The 23442-nt window shown below is 70.0% G+C and carries 23 protein-coding genes; 9 read left to right on the forward strand and 14 right to left on the reverse strand.

From position 1 onward, the window contains the following. Nucleotides 1-20: 20 nt before the first annotated feature. Entirely contained in the window at nt 21-1634 is a 1614-nt protein-coding gene (locus tag GGR16_RS04940; RefSeq protein WP_019401279.1) for an ABC transporter substrate-binding protein, read from the reverse strand. 155 nt (nt 1635-1789) lie between these two features. Between GGR16_RS04940 and GGR16_RS04945 the strand changes: the two genes are divergently transcribed. Together GGR16_RS04945 and argE are read left to right on the forward strand one after the other, a co-directional pair. Continuing rightward, nucleotides 1790-2731 (forward strand): LysR family transcriptional regulator, encoded by a 942-nt coding sequence (locus GGR16_RS04945; protein ID WP_246372815.1) that lies wholly within the window; start codon nt 1790-1792, stop codon nt 2729-2731. A 20-nt stretch (nt 2732-2751) separates the two neighbouring features. Next, entirely contained in the window at nt 2752-3921 is a 1170-nt protein-coding gene (gene argE / locus GGR16_RS04950) for an acetylornithine deacetylase (RefSeq protein ID WP_183315867.1), read from the forward strand. Between the two features lie 168 nt (nt 3922-4089). On the opposite strand, the gene GGR16_RS04955 is transcribed toward argE, so the two are convergent. After that, nucleotides 4090-4440, reverse strand: coding sequence for a GFA family protein (locus GGR16_RS04955; protein ID WP_019401276.1), 351 nt, complete (start codon nt 4438-4440; stop codon nt 4090-4092). A gap of 81 nt (nt 4441-4521) precedes the next feature. Continuing rightward, complete coding sequence (locus GGR16_RS04960; RefSeq protein ID WP_183315868.1) at nt 4522-5856, reverse strand: UDP-glucose dehydrogenase family protein; 1335 nt, start codon at nt 5854-5856, stop codon at nt 4522-4524. Nucleotides 5857-5986: 130 nt separating this feature from the next. Here GGR16_RS04960 and GGR16_RS04965 point away from each other — a divergent pair, with 130 nt between their 5' ends. Next, the gene (locus GGR16_RS04965) at nt 5987-6997 is read left to right on the forward strand and encodes an asparaginase (protein ID WP_183315869.1); all 1011 of its coding nucleotides are present in this window, start codon (nt 5987-5989) and stop codon (nt 6995-6997) included. A gap of 4 nt (nt 6998-7001) precedes the next feature. Here GGR16_RS04965 and GGR16_RS04970 read toward each other — a convergent pair whose 3' ends face one another. Genes GGR16_RS04970 through meaB form a run of 3 tightly spaced genes read right to left on the reverse strand, consistent with a single transcriptional unit; the run spans nt 7002 to nt 10149 of the window. Beyond that, nucleotides 7002-8369, reverse strand: coding sequence for a TIGR03808 family TAT-translocated repetitive protein (locus GGR16_RS04970; protein WP_183315870.1), 1368 nt, complete (start codon nt 8367-8369; stop codon nt 7002-7004). Between the two features lie 59 nt (nt 8370-8428). Beyond that, entirely contained in the window at nt 8429-9130 is a 702-nt protein-coding gene (locus GGR16_RS04975) for a pyroglutamyl-peptidase I (protein WP_183315871.1), read from the reverse strand. A 29-nt stretch (nt 9131-9159) separates the two neighbouring features. Further along, the gene (gene meaB / locus GGR16_RS04980; protein ID WP_183315872.1) at nt 9160-10149 is read right to left on the reverse strand and encodes a methylmalonyl Co-A mutase-associated GTPase MeaB; all 990 of its coding nucleotides are present in this window, start codon (nt 10147-10149) and stop codon (nt 9160-9162) included. A 177-nt stretch (nt 10150-10326) separates the two neighbouring features. Between meaB and GGR16_RS04985 the strand changes: the two genes are divergently transcribed. Beyond that, nucleotides 10327-11364 (forward strand): alpha/beta hydrolase, encoded by a 1038-nt coding sequence (locus tag GGR16_RS04985; protein WP_183315873.1) that lies wholly within the window; start codon nt 10327-10329, stop codon nt 11362-11364. 11 nt (nt 11365-11375) lie between these two features. Here the strand turns inward: GGR16_RS04985 and GGR16_RS04990 are convergent, their stop codons facing one another. Continuing rightward, nucleotides 11376-12116 (reverse strand): DUF3750 domain-containing protein, encoded by a 741-nt coding sequence (locus GGR16_RS04990; protein ID WP_246372816.1) that lies wholly within the window; start codon nt 12114-12116, stop codon nt 11376-11378. A gap of 179 nt (nt 12117-12295) precedes the next feature. On the opposite strand from GGR16_RS04990, the gene treF reads away from it, so the two are divergent. The 5 genes from treF to GGR16_RS05015 all read left to right on the forward strand — a co-directional run bounded on the left by treF (nt 12296) and on the right by GGR16_RS05015 (nt 16363). Continuing rightward, nucleotides 12296-13966 (forward strand): alpha,alpha-trehalase TreF, encoded by a 1671-nt coding sequence (treF, locus tag GGR16_RS04995; protein WP_183315875.1) that lies wholly within the window; start codon nt 12296-12298, stop codon nt 13964-13966. Between the two features lie 117 nt (nt 13967-14083). After that, on the forward strand, nt 14084-14905 hold the full coding sequence (locus GGR16_RS05000) for a lysophospholipid acyltransferase family protein (RefSeq protein WP_183315876.1): 822 nt from the start codon (nt 14084-14086) through the stop codon (nt 14903-14905). Nucleotides 14906-14972: 67 nt separating this feature from the next. Next, nucleotides 14973-15485: a DUF2975 domain-containing protein gene (locus GGR16_RS05005; RefSeq protein WP_183315877.1), complete on the forward strand. Its 513-nt coding sequence runs from the start codon at nt 14973-14975 to the stop codon at nt 15483-15485. A gap of 8 nt (nt 15486-15493) precedes the next feature. Beyond that, nucleotides 15494-15727: a helix-turn-helix domain-containing protein gene (locus GGR16_RS05010; RefSeq protein ID WP_019401265.1), complete on the forward strand. Its 234-nt coding sequence runs from the start codon at nt 15494-15496 to the stop codon at nt 15725-15727. 96 nt (nt 15728-15823) lie between these two features. After that, nucleotides 15824-16363, forward strand: coding sequence for a hypothetical protein (locus GGR16_RS05015; protein WP_183315878.1), 540 nt, complete (start codon nt 15824-15826; stop codon nt 16361-16363). Nucleotides 16364-16570: 207 nt separating this feature from the next. Here GGR16_RS05015 and scpA read toward each other — a convergent pair whose 3' ends face one another. The 7 genes from scpA to GGR16_RS05050 all read right to left on the reverse strand — a co-directional run bounded on the left by scpA (nt 16571) and on the right by GGR16_RS05050 (nt 23382). Next, nucleotides 16571-18757 (reverse strand): methylmalonyl-CoA mutase, encoded by a 2187-nt coding sequence (gene scpA / locus GGR16_RS05020; RefSeq protein WP_183315879.1) that lies wholly within the window; start codon nt 18755-18757, stop codon nt 16571-16573. Beyond that, nucleotides 18754-19134 (reverse strand): hypothetical protein, encoded by a 381-nt coding sequence (locus GGR16_RS05025; protein WP_019401262.1) that lies wholly within the window; start codon nt 19132-19134, stop codon nt 18754-18756. Before GGR16_RS05025 ends, scpA begins: the two co-directional genes overlap by 4 nt. Nucleotides 19135-19163: 29 nt before the next feature. Then, the gene (locus tag GGR16_RS05030; RefSeq protein WP_183316343.1) at nt 19164-21041 is read right to left on the reverse strand and encodes a methylmalonyl-CoA mutase family protein; all 1878 of its coding nucleotides are present in this window, start codon (nt 21039-21041) and stop codon (nt 19164-19166) included. A gap of 133 nt (nt 21042-21174) precedes the next feature. Beyond that, complete coding sequence (gene folK / locus GGR16_RS05035) at nt 21175-21696, reverse strand: 2-amino-4-hydroxy-6-hydroxymethyldihydropteridine diphosphokinase (protein ID WP_183315880.1); 522 nt, start codon at nt 21694-21696, stop codon at nt 21175-21177. After that, a complete protein-coding gene (gene folB, locus GGR16_RS05040) occupies nt 21689-22057 on the reverse strand; it encodes a dihydroneopterin aldolase (RefSeq protein WP_019401259.1) in 369 nt (122 codons plus the stop codon). Before folB ends, folK begins: the two co-directional genes overlap by 8 nt. Before the next feature lie 5 nt (nt 22058-22062). Beyond that, nucleotides 22063-22890 carry a dihydropteroate synthase gene (gene folP, locus GGR16_RS05045; protein ID WP_183315881.1) on the reverse strand — a complete coding sequence of 276 codons (828 nt, stop codon included), beginning with the start codon at nt 22888-22890 and terminating at the stop codon, nt 22063-22065. 108 nt (nt 22891-22998) lie between these two features. After that, complete coding sequence (locus tag GGR16_RS05050; protein ID WP_183315882.1) at nt 22999-23382, reverse strand: DUF2267 domain-containing protein; 384 nt, start codon at nt 23380-23382, stop codon at nt 22999-23001. Nucleotides 23383-23442 lie beyond the last annotated feature (60 nt).

Consider the following 23442-nt stretch of genomic DNA (forward strand, 5'->3'; position numbering starts at 1 on the left):
TCAGCCTCGTACGGCCGATGTTACTGCGCCGGCTTGACCTCGGTCACCAGCGTATACTGGTCGACGCGCGGGGTGTAGCTCAGCGTCTTCTTGAACGCCCAGGGCGTCACCTCGAAGTGCAGCGGCAGGAGGGCGTAGTCGTCCATGGCGATCTTGGACGCCTTCTGCAGCAGCTCCTCGCGCTTGGCGTCGTCGATGGTGCGCTGCGCCTCCATCACGAGGGCGTCGACCTCCGCGTTCGAATAGCGGCCGCGGTTGGTGTGGCCGCCGCCCGTGTCCTTGTTCGGCGTCACGACGAGGGCGTTGAGGGAGTTGGACATCTCGCCCGAATCCGCGCCCCAGCCGGCGAGGTACGCCGAGAACTCGTGCTTGTTGCGGCGCGAGAAGAAGGTCGAGGCCGTCATGGCGTCGATGTTGGTCTTGATGCCGACGCGCGTGAACATCTGCGCCACCGCCTGCGCCACCTTCTCGTCATTGATGTAGCGGTCGTTCGGCGTGCCGATGGTCAGTTCGAAGCCGTTCGGGTAGCCGGCCTCGGCGAGCAGCTTCTTCGACGCCTCGGGATCGTAGGCGACGGGCTTCGCATCCTTCGTGGTGCCGAAGAGCGGGTAGGGCAGCAGCTCGCCGGCGGCCTGGGCGACGCCGCCCATGATGCGCTCGACGATGGCCTCGCGGTTGATGGCCTTCGACAGGGCCTCACGCACGCGCACGTCCTTGAAGGGGTTCTTGTCCGTGCCCTTCACGCCCGGCGTCTTGTCCTCGAACTGGTCGAGGTGGATGTAGATGATGCGGTTCGACAGGCCCTCGACGAGGGTGAAGCCGGCACCCTTGATCTTGTCGAAGTCCTGGATCGGCGGGTTCTCGATCATGTCGACGTCGCCGGCGAGCAGGGCCGCGACGCGCGGGCCGGCGCTGGTGATCGGCCGCATGACGACGCGCTGCCATACGGGCTTCTCGCCCCAATAGCCCTCGTTGGCCTCGAGGATGATATGCGTGCCGCGCGTATATTCCTTCAGCTTGAACGGGCCGGTGCCCACGGCCTTCGCCGGGTCGTTGAAGTCCGAAGACTTCGGCGGCGTGCCCATGTTCTCGCAGCCGTCCTTGCCGTACTTGACGTCGCCCGCCCCGAAGACGGCGGCGGAGAGGATGCCGAGCGTCGTCATGTTGTTGGGGAAGAGCGGCTGCGGCGTCGCCGTCTTGACGCGGATGGTCAGCGGATCCGGCGTCTCGATCGACTCGATGCCGCGCGTGAATACCGTGAACGACGAGGGCGAGTTCTCGACCAGCGGCACCCGGCACATGGTGTAGACGTAGTCCCGCGCCGTGAAGGCCTCGCCGTTCGAGAACTTCACGTCCGGCCGGAGCTTGATCTCCCATGTCGTGTCGTCGACCGCCTTCCACGATTCGGCGAGCGCCGGCAGCAGCTTCTGGTTGGCGTCGGTGGCGATGAGGGATTCGAAGATGTGGCGGCGCAGGGCGTTGTTCTGGCCGACGTTGTGGAAGTGTGGGTCGATGGAGGTCGCCTCGGAGGCGACGCCGACCTTCAGCTCCTTGGTGTCCTGCGCGGCGGCCGGTTGCGCCATGGCGACGGCGAGCGGCAGCAGGGCATAGGCTGCGGGTTTCAGTTTTTTCATTCCCGTTCTCCTCTGGGTGGATGCGCACCACAATAACGAAAACGCGCGGGGAGCGGCAGCACCCCGCCGACGTGGCTTGCTCATCTGGGGCCCGATGCTATTATTCATTCTTGGCATTGTCACCGCCAAAAAGAATAACGAGATTGCATAGAACTATGCCATCCGAGGATAGCGAAAGCCGATCATCGCGACCCAGCCTGCGCGAGCTCGAGGTGCTCCACGCGCTGATCGCCACCGGCAAGACGACCGCAGCCGGCCAGCGCCTCGGCATCTCCCAGCCCGCCGTCTCGCGCGCCGTGGCGGCCCTCGAGGAGCGGGTCGGGCGGGTGCTGTTCTCGCGCGATGGCGGGCGCCTCGTGCCGACGGCCGATGCGCTCGCGCTGGAGGCGGAGGCGGCGCCGATCCTCGCCGGCCTCGCGCGGCTCGAGAACTGGCCGCGGGCGCCGCGGGCGCAGAGCCTCCTGCGCATCTCCGCCGCCCCGACCGTGGCCCATCACTTCCTCGCGCCGCTCCTTGCCCGTTTCGTGGCCGCGGAGCCCGAGACGCGCGTCGTGGTCGAGATCGGCCGCGGCGGCGACGTCCTTGCGGCGGTGGCGGCCGGCAGCGTCGATGTGGGCATCGGCATGCTGGAGACGCCGGTCGCCCACCTCGGGGTCAGGGCCGAGCCTTTCCGCCGCTCGAAGGCCAAGTGCATCATGTGGCCGGACCATCGGCTCGCGCGGCTTCCCGTCGTCCGCCCGATCGACATCGGCAGCGAGCCGCTCATCGTCGTCACCCGGCGCTTCGCGGCGCGGGCGCTGTTCGACAGGGCTTTTACCGATGTCGGCATCGAGCCGAACATCGTCGCGGAGGCGACGACCTCGACCTTCGTGATGGAGATGGTGCGCAGCAGGGCGGGCATCTCGGTGCTCAACCCCTTCCCCATGTCCCTGAGCGACGATCCGAGCTTCGTCTACAGGCCGTTCCTGCCGGAAATCACCTACGAGATGGCCTTCCTCCTGCCCGCGACGGGCGCCGCTCCGCCGGCCGCCCGCCGCTTCGTCGATCTCGTCCGCGCCGAGCAGCCGGACGATCCCTTCACGGTCGCCCTGCGCTGAGGCGGCCCCTGCCGGAGTTCATGATGTCCAGTCCCGCGATCACCGAGATCCTCGCCAGCCTCGTCGCCTTCGACACGACGAGCCGCAACTCCAACCTCGACCTCATCGCCTGGGTCGAGGACTATCTCGCCTCCCACGGCATCGCGAGCGAGCGCATCTACGACGCGACGGGCACCAAGGCCAACCTCTGGGCCACCATCGGGCCGGCGGAGCAGGCGGGCTACATCCTCTCCGGTCATACCGACGTCGTGCCCGTGGACGGGCAGGAGTGGACGGACGATCCCTTCGCTCTCGTCCTGCGAGACGGCCGGGCCTACGGCCGCGGCGCCTGCGACATGAAGGGCTTTCTCGCCGCCTGCCTGTCGCGGGTGCCGGCGATGAAGGCGGCCGCGCTCGCCCGGCCCATCCATCTCGCCTTCTCCTACGACGAGGAGGTGGGCTGCGTCGGCGTGCGCGGCATCGTCGAGAAGCTGGCGAAGGCCGAGGTCAAGCCGCTCGGCTGCTTCGTCGGCGAGCCGACCTCGATGAACGTGGTCATCGGCCACAAGGGCAAGCGCAGCCTGAAGGTGCGCGTGCGCGGCAAGGGCTGCCATTCCTCGCTCGCGCCGCAGGGCGTCAATGCGGTGGAGTGGGGCGCCCGGCTCGTCGCCCATATCCGCGCGATCGCCGACCGCTTCGCCGTGAGCGGCGCCCGCGATGCGCTCTACGACGTGCCCTACACCACCGCCCATGTCGGCATCTTTGCGGGCGGCACGGCGCTCAACATCGTCCCCGACGAGAGCGAGATGGTCTTCGAGATCCGCGCCATCGGTGCCGACGATCCCGATGCCGTCGTCGCGGAAATCGAGGCCTATGCGAGGCGCGAGCTGGAGCCGGCCATGCAGGCCGTCGATCCGCAAAGCGGCTTCGACTTCGACGTCTTCGCCGGCTTTCCGGGGCTCGACACGGCGCCGGGCGACGAGGTCGTCACGCTCGCCAAGCGTCTTGCCGGCCGCAACGAGCACGGCAAGGTGGCCTACGGCACCGAGGCCGGCCTCTTCCAGGCGGTCGCCGGCGTGCCGTCCGTGGTCATCGGGCCGGGCTCCATCGGCGAGGCACACAAGCCGGACGAGTATATCGAGATCGCCCAGCTCGAGGCCTGCGGCGCCTTCGTCGACCGGCTCATCGCCCATTGCACCGAGGTGCATTGAGGGCCAGTCCTGCTTCACAGCGGTCATGCCCGCGCCTGTCGCGGGCATCCATGTCTGGAAAGCTGAGCAGGATCGAACGCGTGGATGGCCGGGACGAGCCCGGCCATGACGAGGCCTCCGTTCGTCGGGGGCCCTCGATCCCCAGCGCCTCGCGGCCTTCGCCGAGGTTCAGAAATCCCGCCCGTTGAACGGCGTCAGCTTCAGGCTGCCGACATCGATGCCGTCCAGGCAGCGCGCGTTGACGGCCACCATCTCGCTGCCGTCGGGCGCCTTGCCGCGCGCGAAGGATTCGATGCCGCAGTGGCGGCAGCGCAGGTGATGGATGACCTTGCGGTTGAACTGGTAGTCCTCGAGCGCATCCTCGCCGGAGAGGAGCCGGAACCGGTCCGGCGTGACGAAGGTCGGCAGGAGGCCGCGCTTGCTGCAATGCGAGCAATTGCAGGAGACGACGGTCTCGAGATCCGTCGTCGCCTCGTAGCGCACCGTGCCGCAGTGGCATCCGCCCTGATAGGTCTGCATCGTCGCTCCTGCCGGCTGTCCGATCGTCAGGGCGCGACTATGCCACCCGTGGCGAGGATCGCAAGGCGGAGGAGGGCACCGTCACATCATCCCGTCGGCATCCGCCGCCCCGTCGGGCCGGCCGACGCTGACATAGAGGAAGCCGCGGCGGGCCATCTCGCCGGCGCGGTAGATGTTGCGCAGGTCGACGACGACGGGCGCCTTCATCAGTCCCTTGACCCGGTCGAGGTCGAGCGCGCGGAAGGCGTTCCATTCCGTGACGATGACGAGCGCATCCGCGCCTTGGACGCAGTCATAGGCGCTGTCGCAATAGGTGACGCGGTCGAGCAGGCCTTGCGCCTGCTCCATGCCCTCGGGATCGTAGGCGCGGATCGCCGCCCCGCCGTCCTGCAGCGCAGTGATGATCGACAGCGCCGGCGCCTCGCGCATGTCGTCGGTGTTGGGCTTGAAGGTGAGGCCGAGCACGGCCACGGTCTTGCCGCGCACCGAGCCGCCGCAGGCCGCGATCACCTTGCGCGCCATGGCGCGCTTGCGCTGGTCGTTGACGGCCGCGACCGTCTCGACGATGCGCATGGGCGAATCCGCGTCCTGCGCCGTCTTGATCAGCGCGAGCGTGTCCTTGGGGAAGCACGAGCCGCCGTAGCCCGGCCCGGCATGCAGGAACTTGCCGCCGATGCGGTTGTCGAGGCCGATGCCGCGCGCCACCTCCTGCACGTTGGCGCCCACCTTCTCGCACAGGTCCGCGATCTCGTTGATGAAGGTGATCTTGGTGGCGAGGAAGGCGTTGGCCGCGTATTTCGTCAGCTCCGCCGTGCGCCGGCCGGTATAGAGGATCGGCGCCTGGTTGAGGTAGAGCGGGCGGTAGACCTCGGCCATCACCTTGCGGGCGCGCTCGTCATCGGTGCCGATGACGATGCGGTCGGGCCGCTTGAAATCGGCGATGGCCGCGCCCTCGCGCAGGAATTCCGGATTGGAGACGACGGCGAAATCGGCGTCCGGCCGCGTCTCGCGCACGATGCGCTCCACCTCGTCGCCCGTGCCGACCGGCACCGTCGACTTGGTGACGATCACGGTGTAGCCGTCCATGACCTTCGCGATCTCGCGCGCCGCCTGGTAGACGTAGGAGAGGTCGGCGTGGCCGTCGCCGCGTCGCGAGGGCGTGCCGACCGCGATGAAGACGGCGTCGGCCGAGCGCACGGCTTCCGTCAGGTCGGAGGCGAAGGACAGGCGCCCTTCCTTGACATTGGTGGCGACGAGATCATCGAGCCCCGGCTCGAAGATCGGGATGTCGCCCTGCATCAGGGCCTCGATCTTGGCCGGGTCCTTGTCGACGCAGGTCACCACATGGCCGAAATCGGCGAAACAGGCACCGGAGACGAGGCCGACATAGCCGGAACCGATCATTGCGACGCGCATCGAGACACCCTGGTGGTGGAGCGGAAGATCGCCGAGGGCTTTAAAGCCTCGGCGGGCGAGGAGCAAGGAACCCCACGGTTTGACAGGGGCCCGGTCGCTGCGCAAAAGAGCGTCAAACGGAGAAGGCATGATGACGGATCCTGTCCTGGTCGAGGTCACCCGCGGGAATGTCGTGGAATCGGCGCATCGCGGCGCGCTCGCCGTGGTCGACGCCGATGGGGCGGACGTGCTCGTCCTCGGCGATGCCGACCGGCCGGTCTTCCCGCGCTCTGCGGTCAAGGTCATCCAGGCGCTGCCGCTCGTCGAGAGCGGCGCGGCGGACCGCTACGGCCTGACCGAGGCGGAGCTCGCGCTCGCCTGCGCCTCCCACTCCGGCGAGCCGCTGCACGCCGAGACCGCCGCGCGCATGCTCGCCAAGGCGGGGCGCGAGCCGGCCTGCCTCGAATGCGGCACCCACTGGCCCCTCGGGGCGGAGGCGACGCGGGCGCTCGCCCGCAGCGGGGCGGAGCCGACGGCCCTGCACAACAACTGCTCCGGCAAGCACGCCGGCTTCATCTGCACGGCCTGCGCGCTCGACGTCGATCCTGCCGGCTATGTCGCGCCCGATCACGTCATCCAGCGCGAGGTCAAGGCCGCCATGGAGGCCCTGACGGGTTTCGCCCACAGCGAGGAACTGCGCGGCATCGACGGCTGCGCCATCCCGACCTATGCCGTGCCGCTCAGGGCGCTCGCCCGCGCCTTCGCCCGGCTCGGCGCCGGGACCGGCCTCACGCGTGAGCGCGCCGCCGCCTTCGCCCGCCTGCGCGCCGCCGTCGCCCGCCATCCCTTCATGGTCGCTGGCACCGGCTGCTTCGACACCATCCTCATGGAGGCGCTGCGCGAGCGCGCCTTCGTCAAGGTGGGGGCCGAGGGCGTCTATTGCGCCGCCTTTCCCGAGCTCGGCCTCGGCCTTGCGCTCAAGTGCGACGATGGCGCTGCGCGCGCCGCCGAGGTCGCCATGGCGGCGCTGACGGGGCGCTTCCTGACCTTGTCGAACGAGGAGGGGCAGGCCGTCTCCGCCCTGTCGCGGCCGCCGATCCGCAACCGCAACGGCCTCGTCGTCGGCACCATGCGGCCGGCGGCGGCGCTCGCCGGGGCCTGATGCGTCACGCGACGGCATTTCCGGCCACCACGATGCCGGTTGCCCGCGCATCCGGCTTGGCCGTCAGGTCGCCCGTGACGGCCTTGTCGTATTCGTAGCCGACGACGGCGCCCTCGCGCGCGCCGGAGATGACGTTGCCCGAGATCACGGCGCTGCGCTCCTTCGGCACGAGGCTGACGCGGATGCCGGTCCGCGCGTTGCGCACGACGTTGCCGGTCACGGTGATGTTGCGCATGGCCCAGGACCAGCCGACGCTGATGCCCTTGTCCTCCGCATCCTCGATGACATTGCCGGTGACGCTCGCCTCGGCCTCGACGTGAATGCCGGTGCCGCCGGCGAGCACGCCGTCATAGGAGCGGGGACGGTGGCGCAGGCCGCGCAGCAGGTTGCCGCTGCACACCGAGAGCCGGCCGCCGTGGTCGAGGTTGGTCATGGAGATGCCGCTCATCGCCTCCTCGACCACGTTGTTGGCGATGATCGTACCTTCGAAGGCGAATTCGGCCCACAGCGCCGTCTCGCCGAGGCGGGCGCAGTTGTTGCCGATGATCTGGCAGGCCGAGCCGGAGTTGTTGCGAATGGCGGACAGGGCGCAGTCGCGCACCGTGTTGCCGCTCACGAGGACGCCGCCCGCCCGGAAGATGCTGATGCCGTTGCCATATTCGCCCGTGCCGCCGGCATCGGTGGCGATGTGCGAGATCCGGTTGCCGGAGACGATGGTGCCGTCGTCGCCCTTCTCCGAACGCCAGACCTGGATGCCGTTGCTGCCGCAGCGGGTCACCGTGTTGGCGGTGATCGAGAGGCCGGTCGCATCGATGGAGAACAGGGCCGAATGGCTGGCCTCGGAGAAGGCCGAGCTGGTGACGCGGCCGCCGCAGCCCGTGAGATAAAGCGCGATGCCGCCGGCCTTCTCGAAGCGGCAGCCGTCGATCTCGACCTCGCGCACGCCCTCGAGCGCCACGAGGCCGGCGCGATCGGGCAGCGGGCGAGAGAGCCCGTCGAGGCGCAGCCCGAGGAGGGCGATGGACTGGGCGTTCCGCGCCGTGAGCATCGGCCCGCTGCCGGCATGGACGAAGGTGGTGAGGCCGAGCGCGCCGACGAGCCGCGCTCCATCGGACAGCGCCACCCCGGCGATGCGATAGCGCCCCGGAGGGACGAGGAGCGGCGCGCCCCGCCGGGCCGCCTCCGCAAGCGCCGCCGCGAGCCGGGCGGACTGGTCCTCGTCCGTGTTGGGCCGCAGGCCGAACTGGAGCGCCGAAAGGCCGAGGGCGGCGGCCATGCCGTCAGCCTCGCGGCCGATCGCGGGGCCCGCCGCGAGCGGCGCGGCGCCGGCGAGGGCGGCGGTCATCAGGATGAGGCGGCGGCTTTCGTCCATGGGCTCGTGTCCTTTCGGGGCCATGGACACAAGATTCGTGCCGGCCGCATTGTCCCGGATCAGGACATTCGCCGGCGGGCACTTTCCCGGGCAAGGACAACGGCGGCCGTCTCGAGGGCCCGGGCCATGGCGGCGAGGGTGGGACGCCGGGCCTTGGCCGGGGCGTCAGCGATGGAATTCCTGCGCTTCGGGCGCGGCGTCGGGCTGCTCGCCCAGGCGCTCGGCATCGGCACGTGGATGAAGACGACCGGCACGGACGGGCGCTTTTCCTGAAGCTGGCCGAGCGCCGTGAAATAGCTCGCGTTGCACAGATAGCGGCCGGCGTCGATGGAGCGACGGACGGGCATGCCGGTGCCCGCCATCGCCACCTTCAGACGTGCGAGAGGGGCCGGCGAGCGCCGCACCAGCGGAGCGCCCTTCGCGAGCGCCGCGCCGCGACGGGTCTTGCCCGAGGCGTCGGGGGCCGTCCTGTTGGCCTTGTTGACGGCGCGCGTCTCCACCCGCACGTGGCGGGCGCGGGCGGCGACGCCGAGCATCAGGACCGCCCGCGGCCGCGCGGCGTGCAGCCGTGTCGGCAAAGCCTTGCCCAGGATGGCGTAGCGCGTTCGGAAGACGTGGTGCTCCGCCCTGATGCCGAGCCGGGCGAGGCGCCGGCTGCCGCCGACGCGCTCGGCGAGCACCGCCGTCGGGTTGACCGGCACACGCGGGAAGGGCCCGAAGCCGGTGATGAGAATGTCGCAGCGCTTGTTCCGTTTGCCCATCTCACATTGCCCACATCGCGTTGCCTGCGTCACAGCCCCAGAATGGATGCGATCTCGTCGGCCGCCACGGTCGCCGCCAGCTTTCCCGCCGCGACCTCGGCCTCGAGCGCCGGCACGCGCTTGCGCACCTGTGGATCGGCGCGCAGGCGCGCGTGCAGCCGGTCCTCCACCATGGCCCACATCCACTTCACCTCCTGGGCGCGGCGCTTCTGCTGCAGTTCGCCCGTCGCCGTCATGCGCTCGCGGTGGTCGGCCACCTTCTCCCACAGGGCGTCCAGCCCGACATTGGCGAGGCCGGAGATGGTGATGACCGGCGGCGACCAGGTCGGGCTCGCCGGCGCCAGGATATGCAGGGCGGCGCGGTAGTCGGCCGCCGCGACCTTGGCGCGCGTCGCACCCTCGCCATCGGCCTTGTTGACGGCGATCATGTCCGCCATCTCGACGATGCCCTTCTTGATGCCCTGCAATTCGTCGCCGGCGCCCGGCAGCATCAGCACGAGGAAGAAGTCCGTGAGGTCGGCCACCGCCGTCTCCGACTGGCCGACGCCCACCGTCTCGACGAGGATGACGTCGAAGCCCGCCGCCTCGCACAGGAGCATCGTCTCGCGGGTCTTCGCCGCGACCCCGCCGAGCGTGCCGGAGGCGGGGGAGGGGCGGATGAAGGCGTTCTCGTCCACCGCGAGCCGCGCCATGCGCGTCTTGTCGCCGAGGATCGAGCCGCCGCTGCGCTGCGAGGAAGGGTCGACGGCGAGCACGGCCACCTTGTGGCCCGCCGCCGTCAGGTTGGAGCCGAGGGTGTCGATGGTGGTCGACTTGCCGACGCCCGGCACGCCCGTGATGCCGACGCGCACGGCCCCGCCGGTGCGCGGCAGCACCGTCTGGATGAGCTCGCGCGCCAGCGCCTGATGATCGCCGCGGCGCGATTCGACGAGCGTGATGGCACGCGCCAGCGCCGCGCGCTCGCCCCTGGCGAGGCGTGCGGCGAGATCGGGCAAAGCTGAACGGTCGAGGCGTGTCATGTCACGTTATAGTTGCCACAGATTCGCGCATCGGGGTGGGGTGAATTCCGCAAACGGAACTCTGCGGGGCCGGGCGAACCGTCGCAGACCGGCCTTTGCCACCTTTTGCCCTATCTTCGCCCACAATCGAACGCCAAAAGGGACCCGTCCCAGAAGCCCGGCAACCGAAGCCCGTTCATGCCCCATCGTTTGTCCCGCCGCACCCTGCTGCGCCTTGCGCTCGTCAATGCCGGCGCCGTGACGCTCGCCGGCTGCTCCAGCGCCATCGGCGCCTTCGGCGGCGACAGCGCGCCGGCGTCCGCCCTCGGATCGTCGCCGATGGGCGCACGTGGCGGCCCTGTCGTCTATGCCGTCACGACACGCGCGCCGGTGAACGGGGCGAGCGAGCGGCCGTGGTTCGGCTCCGCCCGCGCCGGCGGCACGCGCGCCGTCGCCGTGCGCTTCGATCCGCCGCCGGAGACGTTCTTCGGCCGCATCGGCTCGACGCTCTCGGGCGACTGGCGCATCAACGCCGTCGAGGCCCTCGGCAACAACGATCCCGTCGCGGCGCTGACGCTGGAGGCGGGCGGGCGCGACGTGCTGGTCTATGTCCACGGCTACAACCAGAGCTTCGAGCGGGCGGCGATCGACGCGGCGGAGCTGACGCGCGCCATCGGCTTCTCCGGGGCGACGGTCAGCTTCTCCTGGCCGTCGAAGGAGGGGCTGCTCGACTACGGCTATGACCGCGAGAGCGCGCTGTGGTCGCGCGATGCCTTCCAGGACCTGCTCGAGGCGCTGGTGCGCAACGCCATGGTCGGCCGCGTCCACATCGTCGCGCACAGCATGGGCACGCTCCTGACGCTGGAGACGCTGCGCCAGCTCTGGGCGGTGAGCGGCAGCCCGGATGTCGCCGCCCGTTTCGGCGCCATCGTCCTTGCTTCGCCGGACATCGACGTCGACCTCTTCGCCACCGGCGTGAAGCGCATTGGCCCGCTGGCGAAGCACATCACGGTCATCTCCAGCGTCAACGACCGGGCGCTCGCCGTCTCGAGCCGCCTTGCCGGCGGCGTCTCGCGCGTCGGCGCCGCCGACCGGGCGGTGCTGGAGCCGCTCGGCGTCAAGATCGCGGATGCCTCGGACTATGGCTGGGGCATCATCCGGCACGACCTCTTCCTGACGAACAAGGACGTGCGCGGCGTGATCAAGCGGGCCGTGGAGCGCCGGACCTGGGATTGATGTGAAGTCGCTCAGACGAGCGCGAGCCGGCCGAAGCCGGGCAGCTTCAGCGCGGGCCGGCGCAGGTCGAGCCCGGCGACGAGGCCGAAGAGGTTGATCTCGAGGCCCTCGACCCAGGCGAGGGTGATGCCGAAAAGGCCGCCGAGGGCGAACTGGAAGCCGGTGCCGCTCGGGGCGAAGCCGGCATAGACCATCTCGACATGGTAGTCCTTGCCGAGCGCCGTCGGCGGCAGGGCGACCCCGAGCTGCGGCACGCGCGCGATGACATGGGCGACGAAGCTGTTCGAGTTCGGCCCCGGCCAGACGCGGTAGTGGCCCTGCTCGCGAAAGGGATAGTCGGCGATCGCCGCCCGCACGGCGGGCAGCAGCGCCGCCGCCGCCTCGCCTTCGATGGCGGCGACGAGCTCCGGCATGTTCCCGTACCAGCGCCCGTCCGCCGCCCAGCCGTCGCGCCGCACGGGCGAGCCCCAGCCCACCTTGTCGTAGCGCTCGTAGGGCGCGGCGCCCGCCTCCTTGACGACGAGCCAGGTGTGATGCGCCACGGCGCCTTTCCAGCGCCCGGTGCGGGCCGCGTAGATGTGGATGACGGCCGGGCTGTCGGCGACCGGCGCCGGCAGGAGGCCGCTGCTCGTCCAGTCGGCGCGGCTCCATGACTGGGGATGTTCGTGGGTCATCCACATGAGCGCATGCGCGCCGAGCGGCAGCAGGAAGACGAGGAAGAAGGCCGCGAGGGCAAGGCGCATGAGACGCATGAACAACCGGATGCCGCCCGCGGCAGGAGCTGTCAATTCACGGGACGGCGAGGGCGGGGCGCCGTCTTCCGGGCGAGGGTGAGGCGAGCAGTATTCGCTGGTATCCTGCCGTCATCGGGCTGGGGAGCCTCGCCTGCCGGGCCGCCGGCAGAGTTCCACCCGTCGCAGGAGCCCAAGTCATGCAAAGACGAGCGCTCGTCGCCTTGCTCGCAGCTTGTGCTTTCAACGTCGCCTTCGCCTCGGCCCAGGAGGCCGAGGTCGAGACGCCGGCACAGCTCTACGGCAAGCTCTTCGAGGAAGTACAGCTCAACCGCGTCTTCCCGGATGGAAAGACCTTCGTCGATGCCGTGCCGAAGGAGCCGCCCGCCACCATCGTGCAGCGCTATGAGGAGGAGCGGGGCAAGTCCGGCTTCGATCTTTCGGCTTTCGTCGCGGCCCATTTCACGCTGCCGGAAGCGCCGAGCGACGCCTATCGCTCGGATGCGAGCGGCGACGTCTGCAGCCACATCGACGCGCTGTGGGAGGTGCTGCAGCGCAAGCCGGACGTGACGGAGCAATATTCCTCCCTGCTGCCGCTGCCGGCGCCCTATGTCGTGCCGGGTGGCCGCTTCCGCGAGATCTACTACTGGGATTCCTATTTCACGATGCTCGGCCTCGAGGAGAGCGGCCGGCACGACCTCGCCCGGCACATGGTCGACAACTTCGCCAGCCTGATCGAGCGCTTCGGCCATATCCCGAACGGCAACCGCACCTATTACGTCAGCCGCTCGCAGCCGCCGTTCTTCGGCCTCATGGTGGACCTCGTCGCCGCGCACAGTGCCGACCGCACGGCGGTCCACACGACCTTCCTGCCGGCGCTCGCCAAGGAATATGCCTTCTGGATGGAGGGCGCGGATACGTTGGCGCCGGGCGAGGCGCACCGTCGGGTGGTGCGTCTTCCCGACGGCACCCTGCTCAACCGCTATTGGGACGACCGCGACCGCCCGCGCGATGAATCCTACCGCGAGGATGTCGAGACGGCGCGCGGCTCCAACCGGCCGCAGCCGGAGGTCTACCGGCATCTGCGCGCCGCCGCCGAGAGCGGCTGGGACTTCAGCTCGCGCTGGCTGGAAGATGGCAACCGCCTGCCGACCATCCGCACCACGGATGTCGTGCCGGTCGACCTCAACAGCCTGCTCTACCGGCTGGAAACCGTCCTCGCCGAGGCCTACGAGGCCGACCGCAAGCCGGAGAAGGCGGCCGAGATCCGGGCCCGCGCCGAGCTGCGCAAGGCGGCCGTCCAGCGCCACGTCTGGGACGATGAGAAGACCATTTTCGCCGATTATCTCTGGCGCGAGGACCGGCGCATCGACGCGGTCACCGCCGCCGCGCTCTATCCGCTGTTCACCGGCATCGCCACCCCTGAACAGGCCGGCGAGGTGGCGAAGGCGGTGAGGGCGGATCTCCTCAAGCCCGGCGGCCTCGTGACGACGACGGTGGCGACGGGCGAGCAGTGGGACGCGCCGAACGGCTGGGCGCCGCTGCAGTGGATCGCCATCAAGGGCCTTGCCGACTACGGCGAAACGGACCTCGCCCGCACCATCGCCGAGCGCTTCGCCAGCAAGGCGGTGGCGGCCTGGCGCGCCACCGGCAAGCTCATGGAGAAGTACAACGTGGTCGACGAGCAACTCGTCACCGGCGGCGGCGAATATCCGACCCAGGACGGCTTCGGCTGGACCAACGGCGTGCTGCGCAAGATCCTGGTGCTCTATCCGGACGCGGTGAAGGAGCGCGACGCCGTGGCCGGCTGCGCCAGCCGCGCCGCCAACGACAACCGGCCGCCGGCACGGCAGCCGGCGACGGCGCAGTAGGGAAGGGCGGCACCCGCAAGGCGCCCGCACGTCAGGCCGCGGTAATGTGGCCGCGGCAGACCCTCTCGGCAGCAGGGCCCCGATGCACGGGGCCCGTGCAACCGACAGGGTGTTTTCATGACGTCCGCTGCCTTCCGGCGTGCCGCTTCCGCCGGTGCGCCTTCAGTCCGCGAGCAATCCGCCGCGGATCGCTTCGCCCCGCCGCTCACCGTCCGGGCGGGCAGCTTCGCCCTTGCGGGCTATCTGCGCCTCGTGGCGCGCACGACCCGCTTCGACGCGCGTCTGGGGCCGCAGCCCGAGGGCGCTGCGATCTTCGCCATGTGGCATGGCCAGCAGCTTCTCTCCTTCGCCGCACGCATGGACGAACGGCCGGTGGCGGCGCTTGTCTCCACCCACCGCGATGGTGCCCTCATCGGCGCCGTCTGCGCGCGCCTCGGCCTCTCCGTCATCCACGGATCGGGGGCGGAGGATCCGCGGCAGGCCCGGCGCAAGCGGGGCGCCCCCGCTTTCCGCGCCATGCTGCGGGCGCTCGCCGACGGCACCAGTGTCGCTCTGACCGCGGACGTGCCGAAGCGCGCCCGTATCTGCGGGCCCGGCATCATCCGTCTCGCGCTGCATTCCGGCCGGCCGATCTATCCGCTCGCGGTGGTGACCAGCCGGCGCATCGACCTCGCCAATTGGGACCGGGCCAGCATCCCGCTGCCCTTCGGTCGCGGTGCCATCGTCATCGGCGAGCCGGTGCAGGTTCCGTCCGACGCGGCGGCCGGCCACTGCGAGGACCTGCGCCGCCGGCTCGAAACCGCGCTGGATGACGCCATCGCGGCGGCTTACGGCGTCATCGGCCACCGCGATCCGGGCGCCGGCCTCATTCACGACACGGCGGGGGAGCGGGAGGCTGCAACCGGGCCATCACGGCGCGCGTTTCATGTTTATCGATAAATCTGATTGCTGCCGAAGCCCGTCGGGACTAGCGTCGGCGGACATTGTCACCGGGTGGGAATGGGCGATGCCTACGGTTCAAATCTACAGCCGGCGCCTGTCGCTGGTCACCGCAGTCCTGCAATGGCTCGTGCCTCTCGCATGGATCGCCATTGCGACGGTGGCGACCATGCATGGCGATCCTGAATTGCCGGGTGGCCCGGCGGATGCGAGCCAGTTGCAGCTTTCCAGCAAGATCGCCTTTGTCGTGCTGACCAGCATTGCGCCGCTGCTCCTCGGCTTGATGCTGCGGGAACTGCACCAGCTGCTGCTGCTCTATGCGGCGGGTGAGGTGTTCACGGCGCCGGCGGTTGTGCGCATCCACCGCATGGGTGTCCTCCTCGTCGCCTATTCCCTGGCCGACCAGGTCGCATTCCTGGCGGCGGGCCTCGTCCTCTATTTCACCGAGCGGCTCACCGAGGTGCCGCTCGTCTACCAGCTTCATCTCGGCGAACTGTTCATCGGGCTCGTCGTCATCCTGCTCGGCCGCATCATGGGCATGGCCTGCCGCATGCAGGACGAACTGAGCCTGACGGTGTGAGCCGGGCGATGGCGATCATTGTCAACCTCGATGTCATGCTCGCAAAGCGCAAGATGCGCCTCGGCGATCTGGCGGCTGCCGTCGGCATCTCGATTCAGAACCTCTCCGTGCTCAAGACCGGCAAGGCCCGCGCCATCCGCTTCTCGACGCTCGACGCGCTCTGCCGGCATCTCGACTGCCAGCCGGGCGACATTCTCGAATTCGTGGATGACGGCTGTCCTCAGCCGATCGACGATGATTGATTTCACGTTTATCGAGAAAAATTAATTGACAAACATGTTATTCGCCCTAGGTTGACGGGAGCGTTTCTGCGATCCCGACTTGGGGAGGTGCATGCCATGATCCGTGAGAGGCGAGCGGCCGATGCCACCGGGCGTGCCGTCCGGCAAGGAAGGCTCGGCGCCCTTGGCTGGCCGGCGGGGGTAATGGGCGTGGTCGCCCTCGCCGCATTGGCTATCGCTGTCGAGCGGTCGGCGCCGCAGGACGAGGCGCTGGTCGCCGCTGCAGTTCGCGCCGCCTTGGCGCGCGATATGGAAGGGCGCCTCGCGCTCTCTCCTTCACCGGCCTTCGCCGCCCTTGAGGCGCGGCACCCGGGCCTCTGGTTCCGCGCCTGCGACGACAACGGCGAATGCCTGTCCTACGGCCCGGTGCCGGACACGCTGGCTCCGCCTGAAGCCGGCGGAGGCAAGACGGGGCAGCCCCATGTCGGCGGCGTGACCATCGCCGCCGGCGTCGCACGGCAAACCGGGTTGCGAGGGCTCGGTCTCGCCACCCTGCGCGTCATGCTCGAGGCCCTCACGACCGTCGGCGGCATGGGCACAGGCGAGCATGCGAAATACCGGCTCTACTCTTATGCGCATCACCCGGCGGGAATGTAGGGGCGGCACAGCCAGCCGGGCCACGTCGGGTCTTCCCGACCGCTCCCAGCTCCAGGATACATTGATGGCGTCTGGCGATGTCGTCCGGCACGAGGGCCGCCACTGCGAGGACCTGCGCAGTTAGCTTGAAGCCGCGCTCGATGACGCCATGGCCGACGGTGCGATCGCCCATCGCGATCCGGTCGCCGGCCTCGTGGCTCGTGCCCGCTACTCCGCTGCCTGCTTCGGCTCGTAGCCGAGGCGACGGTTGAGCTCCTTGATGAGCTTCTCGGCCGCTTCGGCGATCACCGTGCCCGGCGGGAAGATGGCCGAGGCGCCGGCCTTGGTCACGGCCTCGTAGTCCTGCGGCGGCACGACGCCGCCGACGACGATCATGATGTCCGGCCGGCCCTGTTTCTCGAGTTCCGCCTTCAGCTCCGGCACCAGCGTCAGGTGGCCGGCGGCGAGCGAGGAGACGCCGACGATGTGCACGTCGTTCTCCACCGCCTGGCGGGCGGCCTCCGCCGGGGTCGCGAACAGCGGGCCGATATCGACGTCGAAGCCGAGGTCGGCGAAGGCCGAGGCGATCACCTTCTGGCCGCGGTCGTGCCCGTCCTGGCCCATCTTGGCGACGAGGATGCGCGGCCGGCGGCCGTCGTCATGCTCGAAAGCTTCCACGAGGGCGAGAACACGCTCGACGGCATCGCTCATCGCGCCGACCTCCCGTTTGTAGACGCCGGAGATGGCCTTGATCTCCGCCCGGTGGCGGCCCCAGACCTTCTCCAGTGCCGCGGAAATCTCGCCGACCGTCGCCTTGGCCCGGGCGGCATCGACGGCAAGGGCGAGCAGGTTGCCCTCGCCGGTGTCGGCGGCCTTCGTCAGGGCCGCGAGCGCCGCCTCCACCGCCGGGGCGTCGCGCTCGGCCCGCAGGCGCTTGAGCTTGTCGATCTGCGCCGCGCGCACGGCCGAATTGTCGACCTTCAGCACCTCGATCGGCGGCTCGTCGTCCGGGCGGAAGCGGTTGACGCCGATGACGGCCTGCTGGCCGGAATCGATGCGCGCCTGCGTGCGCGCCGCCGCCTCCTCGATGCGCAGCTTGGGGATGCCGGCCTCGATGGCCTTGGCCATGCCGCCGAGCTCCTCCACCTCGCGGATGTGGGCCCAGGCCCGCGCGGCGAGCTCGCCCGTCAGCCGCTCCACGTAGTAGGAGCCGCCCCACGGGTCGATGATCCGCGTCGTGCCGCTCTCCTGCTGCAGGAAGAGCTGGGTGTTGCGCGCGATGCGGGCGGAAAAGTCCGTCGGCAGCGCGAGCGCCTCGTCGAGGGCGTTGGTGTGCAGCGACTGGGTGTGCCCCTGCGTCGCCGCCATGGCCTCGATGGCCGTGCGCGTGACGTTGTTGAACACGTCCTGCGCCGTCAGCGACCAGCCGGAGGTCTGGCAATGGGTCCTGAGCGCCAGCGACTTGTCGTTCTTCGGCGAGAAGTCCTTGACGAGCTTCGCCCACAGGAGGCGCGCGGCCCGGAGCTTCGCCACCTCCATGAAGAAGTTCATGCCGATGGCCCAGAAGAAGCTGAGCCGCGGCGCGAACTGGTCGATGGTGAGCCCGGCGGCCAAGCCGGCGCGGATATATTCGACGCCGTCGGCGAGCGTATAGGCGAGCTCGAGGTCCTGCGTCGCCCCCGCCTCCTGCATGTGGTAGCCGGAGATGGAGATGGAGTTGAACTTCGGCATATGCGCCGAGGTGAAGGCGAAGATGTCCGAGATGATGCGCATCGACCCCCTGGGCGGGTAGATGTAGGTGTTGCGCACCATGAATTCCTTGAGGATGTCGTTCTGGATGGTGCCCGCGAGCTTCTCGGGCGGCACCCCCTGTTCCTCGGCCGCGACGATGTAGAGCGCCAGCACCGGCAGCACGGCGCCGTTCATGGTCATCGACACGCTCATCTCGTCGAGCGGGATGCCCGCGAACAGCGTGCGCATGTCGTAGATGGAATCGATGGCGACCCCGGCCATGCCGACGTCGCCGGCGACGCGCGGGTGGTCGCTGTCATAGCCGCGGTGGGTGGCGAGGTCGAAGGCCACCGACAGGCCCTTCTGCCCGGCGGCGAGGTTGCGCCGGTAGAAGGCGTTGGAATCCTCGGCCGTGGAGAAGCCGGCATACTGGCGCACGGTCCACGGCTGGTTGACGTACATGGTGGGGTAGGGGCCGCGCAGGAAGGGCGGCAGGCCCGGGAAGGTGTCGAGGAAGTCGAGCCCCTTGCGGTCCCCTTCGCCGTAGTGCGGCTTGACGAGGATGCCCTCGGGCGTCAGCCACGGCTCGCCGGCCGGCGATCCCATCGGCGCGGTCACATCGGCCAATGCCATCGTCGAGAAGTCGGGGATGCGCGAACCGTTGTCAGGCGCCTTCATCATCATGGTCCCCTGCGTTCAGCCTGCCAGTAGCCGGAGCAGCCGCGGGTGGGTGTCCGCCAGGTGCCGCTTCCCCGTCCATCCTCGACGCGCCCCGTGGCGGTGAGGGTGTCGGCGCCGCGCCGGATGCGGACATTGACACGCCCGCGGGGGTCGATGCGGCCGGACAGGTCCACCGCGGGGGCACCCGGCTGGGGCGTGTACTGCACGATGCCGCCCGCCACCCCGACGGGATAGCGAAAGGCACGGTCGCAGTTGCCGGCCTCCGTCACCACCAGCACGCTCCAGCTGCCGTCGAATTTCGTCGTCTGGGCCAGCGCTGCACCGTCCGCCAGCAGACCGCCTGCGCCGAGCGCCAGAGCCAGCCATCCCGCAGGACGCATGGATGCCTCCTGTCATCTCGCGGATGCTCTCATGCGCCCTCGTCCATTGCCTCGGCGAAAGCCCGCGACAGGAGCGCGAGAACATCGCACCCAACGAAAATATAGTCCGAGACCCCGGAAACTCGAAGGGCGGCCTCCAGTTCCCCCGGTCGGCCGGCGAGATAGAGGTGCCTTGCGCCGGCGGCCTTGAGCGCCTTGGCGGCGGCTGCGGCCTCGCGGGCATAGACCTCGTCGGACGAGCACAGGCAGGCGAGCGCCGCGCCGGACGCGCGGAAGGCGGCGGCGAGGGCCTCCAGCGACGGAAAACCGTCGTTTGTCACCACTTCGATGCCGCCGGCCTCGAAAAAATTCCGGGCGAAGGTGGCACGTGCCGTGAAGGCGGCCAGCGGTCCGAGATTGGCGAGGAAGACGGACGGGCGACGGCCGCGGCGGGCAAGCGCGTCATCGCTCGCATCGCGCAGGGCCTCGAACGGTTCTGCGTCCCGCACCGACGGCAGCGGCTCGGCCTCCAGCGCCGCTTCGGCGGGCAGGGCAGGACCGGCCTCGCTCGGCGCCGGCATGAGGACGCTGACCGGCGCCTCGCCGAGATGCGGGAACTCGCTCGTGCCGGTGATCGGCGCCCTGCGCGTGGCGATGTCGCGGCTGGCCTTTCCGCGCGTTTCGGCGATGCGTGCCTGCTCGTGGCCGGCGGCGAGGCTCGCGAGAATGCCGCCCTCCCGCTCGATGGCCTGGAACAGGCCCCAGGCGTTCTCGCAGAGCGCCTCCGTCAGCGCCTCGAAGGCGCCGGAGCCGGCGGCGGGGTCGGTGACGCGCCACAGGTTCGATTCCTCGGCGAGGATGAGCTGCGTGTTGCGGGCCATGCGCCGGGCGAAGCCGTCGGGCAGGCCGAGCGCGGCGGTGAAGGGCAGCACCGTGATGCCGTCCGCGCCGCCGAGGGCGCCGGAGAAGGTGGCGACCGTCGCCCGCAGCATGTTGACCCAGGGATCGCGCTTCGTCCCCATGCGCCAGGCGGTCTCGGCATCGAGGCGGATCGGCCGCGGTGCGAGGCCGCAGGCCTCTTCCACCCGCGCCCACAGGCGGCGCAAAGCGCGGAACTTGGCGAGGGTGAAGAAGGCGTCCGCATCCGCCGGCATGAGGAAGGAGAGGAGCGGGGCTGCCTCTTCCGGGGCGATGCCGGCCTCTTCCAGCACGCGCAGATAGAGGACGCCGGTCGCGAGCGCGGCCGCGAGCTCCTGCGCCGGCCCGGCGCCGGCCTCGTGCCAGGCGCGCGTGTCGACGCGCACGAGGCCGCGCGCGAAGCCCCGGCCGCGGAGGTCCGCGACCGTGCCGGTCAGCCGTGCCGCGAGCTCCGGCCAGGCGAGCGGCAGGCGGCCCGTGCGGGCGAAGTCGCCGACCGGATCGAGGCCGAAGTCGATGTCGAGGCCGGAGGCCGGCAGGCCGCACCGTCCGACGTGCTCGGCGACGATGGTCGCGACGCGGCGGCCGTCGAAGGGCGCCGTCTCCAGCCTGAGGCGCACGAGTTCGAGCAGCACGCCCGACAGCGCGGCCGCCAAGGAATCGGCATCCGCCAGCGCCAGGCCGAAGCCGCGTGCCGTCGCCGAGCCGGCGAGGGCGAGCACGAGCCCGCTTGCGCCCCCTTCGAGGTCGGCGAGCGCCAGCCGGTTGGCCTCGGCGGGATCGGGATGGTCGATGCGCTGCAGGACCTGCCACGGTCCGGCCTCGGCTCGCCCGAGGGGCGCGCGCGCCGCCTCGGCCTTGCCGTAGAGCGGCTCGACGACGATGCCTTCGCGGCTGCGGGAAACGAGCTTCTTCTCGAAATCCGCCCCCTTCAGGGCGCGTTCGACCTGGGCGAGCCAGTCGTCGCGGGTGGCCCGGGGAAATGCGGCGGCGAGCTCAAGGTCTTCGATCACGCGTTGCGGCCTCGTGCGAAGCGATGGAACGGCGCTGAGATTGCCACGGGCGATGCCGCCTCACCACCCTTCCTTGGTCGCATCGATGCCCATACCGCCTGGGCAGATGCGGAACGCCCGGAAATCGCCCTCAGAGATGCACTTCCCAATCGAGCCGCTCGATGCCGCTCGTGTCGATGGCGGCCGCCGCCTCGCGCACGCTGCGGCTCCCGATCATCCGGTCGGGCGCGATGTCGGCGAGGGGTGCCAGCACGAAGGCCCGCTCGCCGATATAGGGGTGGGGAACGTGCAGATGCGGCTCGTCGATCACCTCGTCGCCGTAGAACAGGATGTCGATGTCGATGATGCGCGGTCCCCAGCGCTCGCGCCGCACGCGGCCGGCCTCCCGCTCGACCCTGAGCGCCGTTTCGAGAAGCGTGCGCGGCTCGAGCGTGGTCTCGACGGCGATGCAGATGTTGAGGAAGGACGGCTGGTCCGTCTGGCCCCACGGCGCCGTGCGGTAATAGGCCGAATGGCGGGTCACGCGCACGCCGGGCGTCGCGTGCAGGGCGGCCACCGCGCAGTCGATCTGCACGCGCAGGTCGCCGATGTTGGAGCCGAGCCCGAGGATGGCCTCGACCGGGGTCGCGCGCTGCGGGACGGAGCTAGTCATGGCGTGTGCGCCCGATGGTGACGGCGACGGTCTCGAAGATGGCGTCGATCGGCGCGTGCGGCTTCTCGATGGTGACCTCGAGCCGCTCGATGCGCGTGAAGCGCGCCATGATGGCATCGGCAATGGCGCCGGCGGCGGCCTCGATCAGGTCGAAATGCCGGCTGGAGAAAGCCGCGCGGGCCACCTCGACCATCTCGGCATAATTGAGGGTGTCCTCGAGCCTGTCGGAGCGCTGCGCCGCGGCGAGCGGCAGCTCGGCCGTCAGGTGCAGGATGAAGGGCTGCCCGAGCACCCGTTCCTCCGGCATGACGCCGTGGGTGCCGCGCAGGGCGAGGCCGCGGACGGTGATGCGATCACTCATGATGACTAGGCCTTCGCTATGGCATCGGCGACGCTCAGCGCCTGCACATGGGCGACGACGTCGTGCACCCGCACGATCTCGCAGCCGGCAGCCGCGGCGATGAGATGGGCGGCCAGCGTGCCGGGCAGGCGCTCGTCCGGCACCGTGCTCACGATATGGCCGATGAAGGACTTGCGCGAGGCGCCGACGAGCATCGGCAGGCCGAAATCTTCGCGCAGCTCGGCGAGGTGGCGCAGCACGACGAGGTTTTGCTGCGGCGTCTTGCCGAAGCCGATGCCGGGGTCGAGCACGATGTCGGTGCGTGCGATACCGGCCCGGGCGGCGATGTCGAGCGTGCGCGCGAAGAAGGCCCGCATGTCGGTGAGGATGTCGATCGCCGCATCGGCTCCCGGCCGGTTGTGCATGGCGATGACGGGCACGCCGTGCTCGGCTGCGACCCGTGCCATGTCGGGGTCGCCCTGCAGGCCCCAGATGTCGTTGATGATGCGCGCGCCGGCGGCGACGGCGGCTGCCGCGACCTCGGCCTTCGTCGTGTCGACGGAGATGGGCGTCGCGTTCTCGGCCACGAAGCGCTCGAGCACCGGCATCAGCCGCGCCAGCTCTTCGGTCGCGCTGATGGGCGTGTGGCCGGGCCGGCTCGATTCGGCGCCGATGTCGATGAAGTCCGCCCCCTCCTCGGCGAGGGCGCGGCAATGCATGAGCGCCGCGTCCACCGTCGGCAGGCGTCCGCCGTCATAGAAGGAATCGGGCGTGACGTTGACGATGCCCATGATACGCGGGCGACCGACGAGGGGAACGCCGGCAAGTTGCCGGCGGCTGAGCACTTCTGTCATGCCCGCTGCGTGACGCCGTCACGGCCGCCTGTCAAGCCGGTTGCGGCGGTTGCCAGGGTTTTGCGCGCGCCGCCGTTGCAGCTGGCGCCGCGGCGCGCGCTCGTTCCCTCAGACGAACTGCGACAGGCCGGGCACGGCGCCGACGATGGGCCCCATCACGTCCTCGCCCGCCTTCTCGCGGCCATAGGCGAAGAGCTCGCGGCCGAGGGCCTGCATCTGCCCCATCGACAGGCCCGCCGAGGTCAGCTGGCCGCCGAGCGCCATGATGCCGCCGCCCATCAGGCCGCCGACCATGCCGGCAAGACCCCCCTTGCCGTTGCCGCTGGCTTCGGCCATCGCGGTCTCGGCGCCGGGCAGGGCGGCGATGAGCTGGCGCACCTCCGTCTCGGGGCCTTCCTTGAGCAGGAAGTTGAGGACGATTGCGATGGCCTTGCGCGCCGTTCCCGCGTCGAGGCCGACCTTTTCAGCTATGCGTGCGACGAGTTCGTCCATCGTAGGCTCCTGTGTCGGAAGGTGGGCGCATCTTTCGCGCCGCCGCCGCGAAAAGCAAGC

The organism is Chelatococcus caeni (assembly GCF_014196925.1).
Classification (GTDB): Bacteria; Pseudomonadota; Alphaproteobacteria; order Rhizobiales; family Beijerinckiaceae; genus Chelatococcus_A; species Chelatococcus_A caeni.

Excerpts from the sequence above, each read along its gene's own strand:
- GGR16_RS04940 (WP_019401279.1), bottom strand. The coding sequence starts at position 1,634 with ATGAAAAAACTGAAACCCGCAGCCTATGCCCTGCTGCCGCTCGCCGTC.
- GGR16_RS04945 (WP_246372815.1), top strand. The coding sequence starts at position 1,790 with ATGCCATCCGAGGATAGCGAAAGCCGATCATCGCGACCCAGCCTGCGC.
- argE (WP_183315867.1), top strand. The coding sequence starts at position 2,752 with ATGATGTCCAGTCCCGCGATCACCGAGATCCTCGCCAGCCTCGTCGCC.
- GGR16_RS04955 (WP_019401276.1), bottom strand. The coding sequence starts at position 4,440 with ATGCAGACCTATCAGGGCGGATGCCACTGCGGCACGGTGCGCTACGAG.
- GGR16_RS04960 (WP_183315868.1), bottom strand. The coding sequence starts at position 5,856 with ATGCGCGTCGCAATGATCGGTTCCGGCTATGTCGGCCTCGTCTCCGGT.
- GGR16_RS04965 (WP_183315869.1), top strand. The coding sequence starts at position 5,987 with ATGACGGATCCTGTCCTGGTCGAGGTCACCCGCGGGAATGTCGTGGAA.
- GGR16_RS04970 (WP_183315870.1), bottom strand. The coding sequence starts at position 8,369 with ATGGACGAAAGCCGCCGCCTCATCCTGATGACCGCCGCCCTCGCCGGC.
- GGR16_RS04975 (WP_183315871.1), bottom strand. The coding sequence starts at position 9,130 with ATGGGCAAACGGAACAAGCGCTGCGACATTCTCATCACCGGCTTCGGG.
- meaB (WP_183315872.1), bottom strand. The coding sequence starts at position 10,149 with ATGACACGCCTCGACCGTTCAGCTTTGCCCGATCTCGCCGCACGCCTC.
- GGR16_RS04985 (WP_183315873.1), top strand. The coding sequence starts at position 10,327 with ATGCCCCATCGTTTGTCCCGCCGCACCCTGCTGCGCCTTGCGCTCGTC.
- GGR16_RS04990 (WP_246372816.1), bottom strand. The coding sequence starts at position 12,116 with ATGCGTCTCATGCGCCTTGCCCTCGCGGCCTTCTTCCTCGTCTTCCTG.
- treF (WP_183315875.1), top strand. The coding sequence starts at position 12,296 with ATGCAAAGACGAGCGCTCGTCGCCTTGCTCGCAGCTTGTGCTTTCAAC.
- GGR16_RS05000 (WP_183315876.1), top strand. The coding sequence starts at position 14,084 with ATGACGTCCGCTGCCTTCCGGCGTGCCGCTTCCGCCGGTGCGCCTTCA.
- GGR16_RS05005 (WP_183315877.1), top strand. The coding sequence starts at position 14,973 with ATGCCTACGGTTCAAATCTACAGCCGGCGCCTGTCGCTGGTCACCGCA.
- GGR16_RS05010 (WP_019401265.1), top strand. The coding sequence starts at position 15,494 with ATGGCGATCATTGTCAACCTCGATGTCATGCTCGCAAAGCGCAAGATG.
- GGR16_RS05015 (WP_183315878.1), top strand. The coding sequence starts at position 15,824 with ATGATCCGTGAGAGGCGAGCGGCCGATGCCACCGGGCGTGCCGTCCGG.
- scpA (WP_183315879.1), bottom strand. The coding sequence starts at position 18,757 with ATGATGATGAAGGCGCCTGACAACGGTTCGCGCATCCCCGACTTCTCG.
- GGR16_RS05025 (WP_019401262.1), bottom strand. The coding sequence starts at position 19,134 with ATGCGTCCTGCGGGATGGCTGGCTCTGGCGCTCGGCGCAGGCGGTCTG.
- folK (WP_183315880.1), bottom strand. The coding sequence starts at position 21,696 with ATGACTAGCTCCGTCCCGCAGCGCGCGACCCCGGTCGAGGCCATCCTC.
- folB (WP_019401259.1), bottom strand. The coding sequence starts at position 22,057 with ATGAGTGATCGCATCACCGTCCGCGGCCTCGCCCTGCGCGGCACCCAC.
- folP (WP_183315881.1), bottom strand. The coding sequence starts at position 22,890 with ATGACAGAAGTGCTCAGCCGCCGGCAACTTGCCGGCGTTCCCCTCGTC.
- GGR16_RS05050 (WP_183315882.1), bottom strand. The coding sequence starts at position 23,382 with ATGGACGAACTCGTCGCACGCATAGCTGAAAAGGTCGGCCTCGACGCG.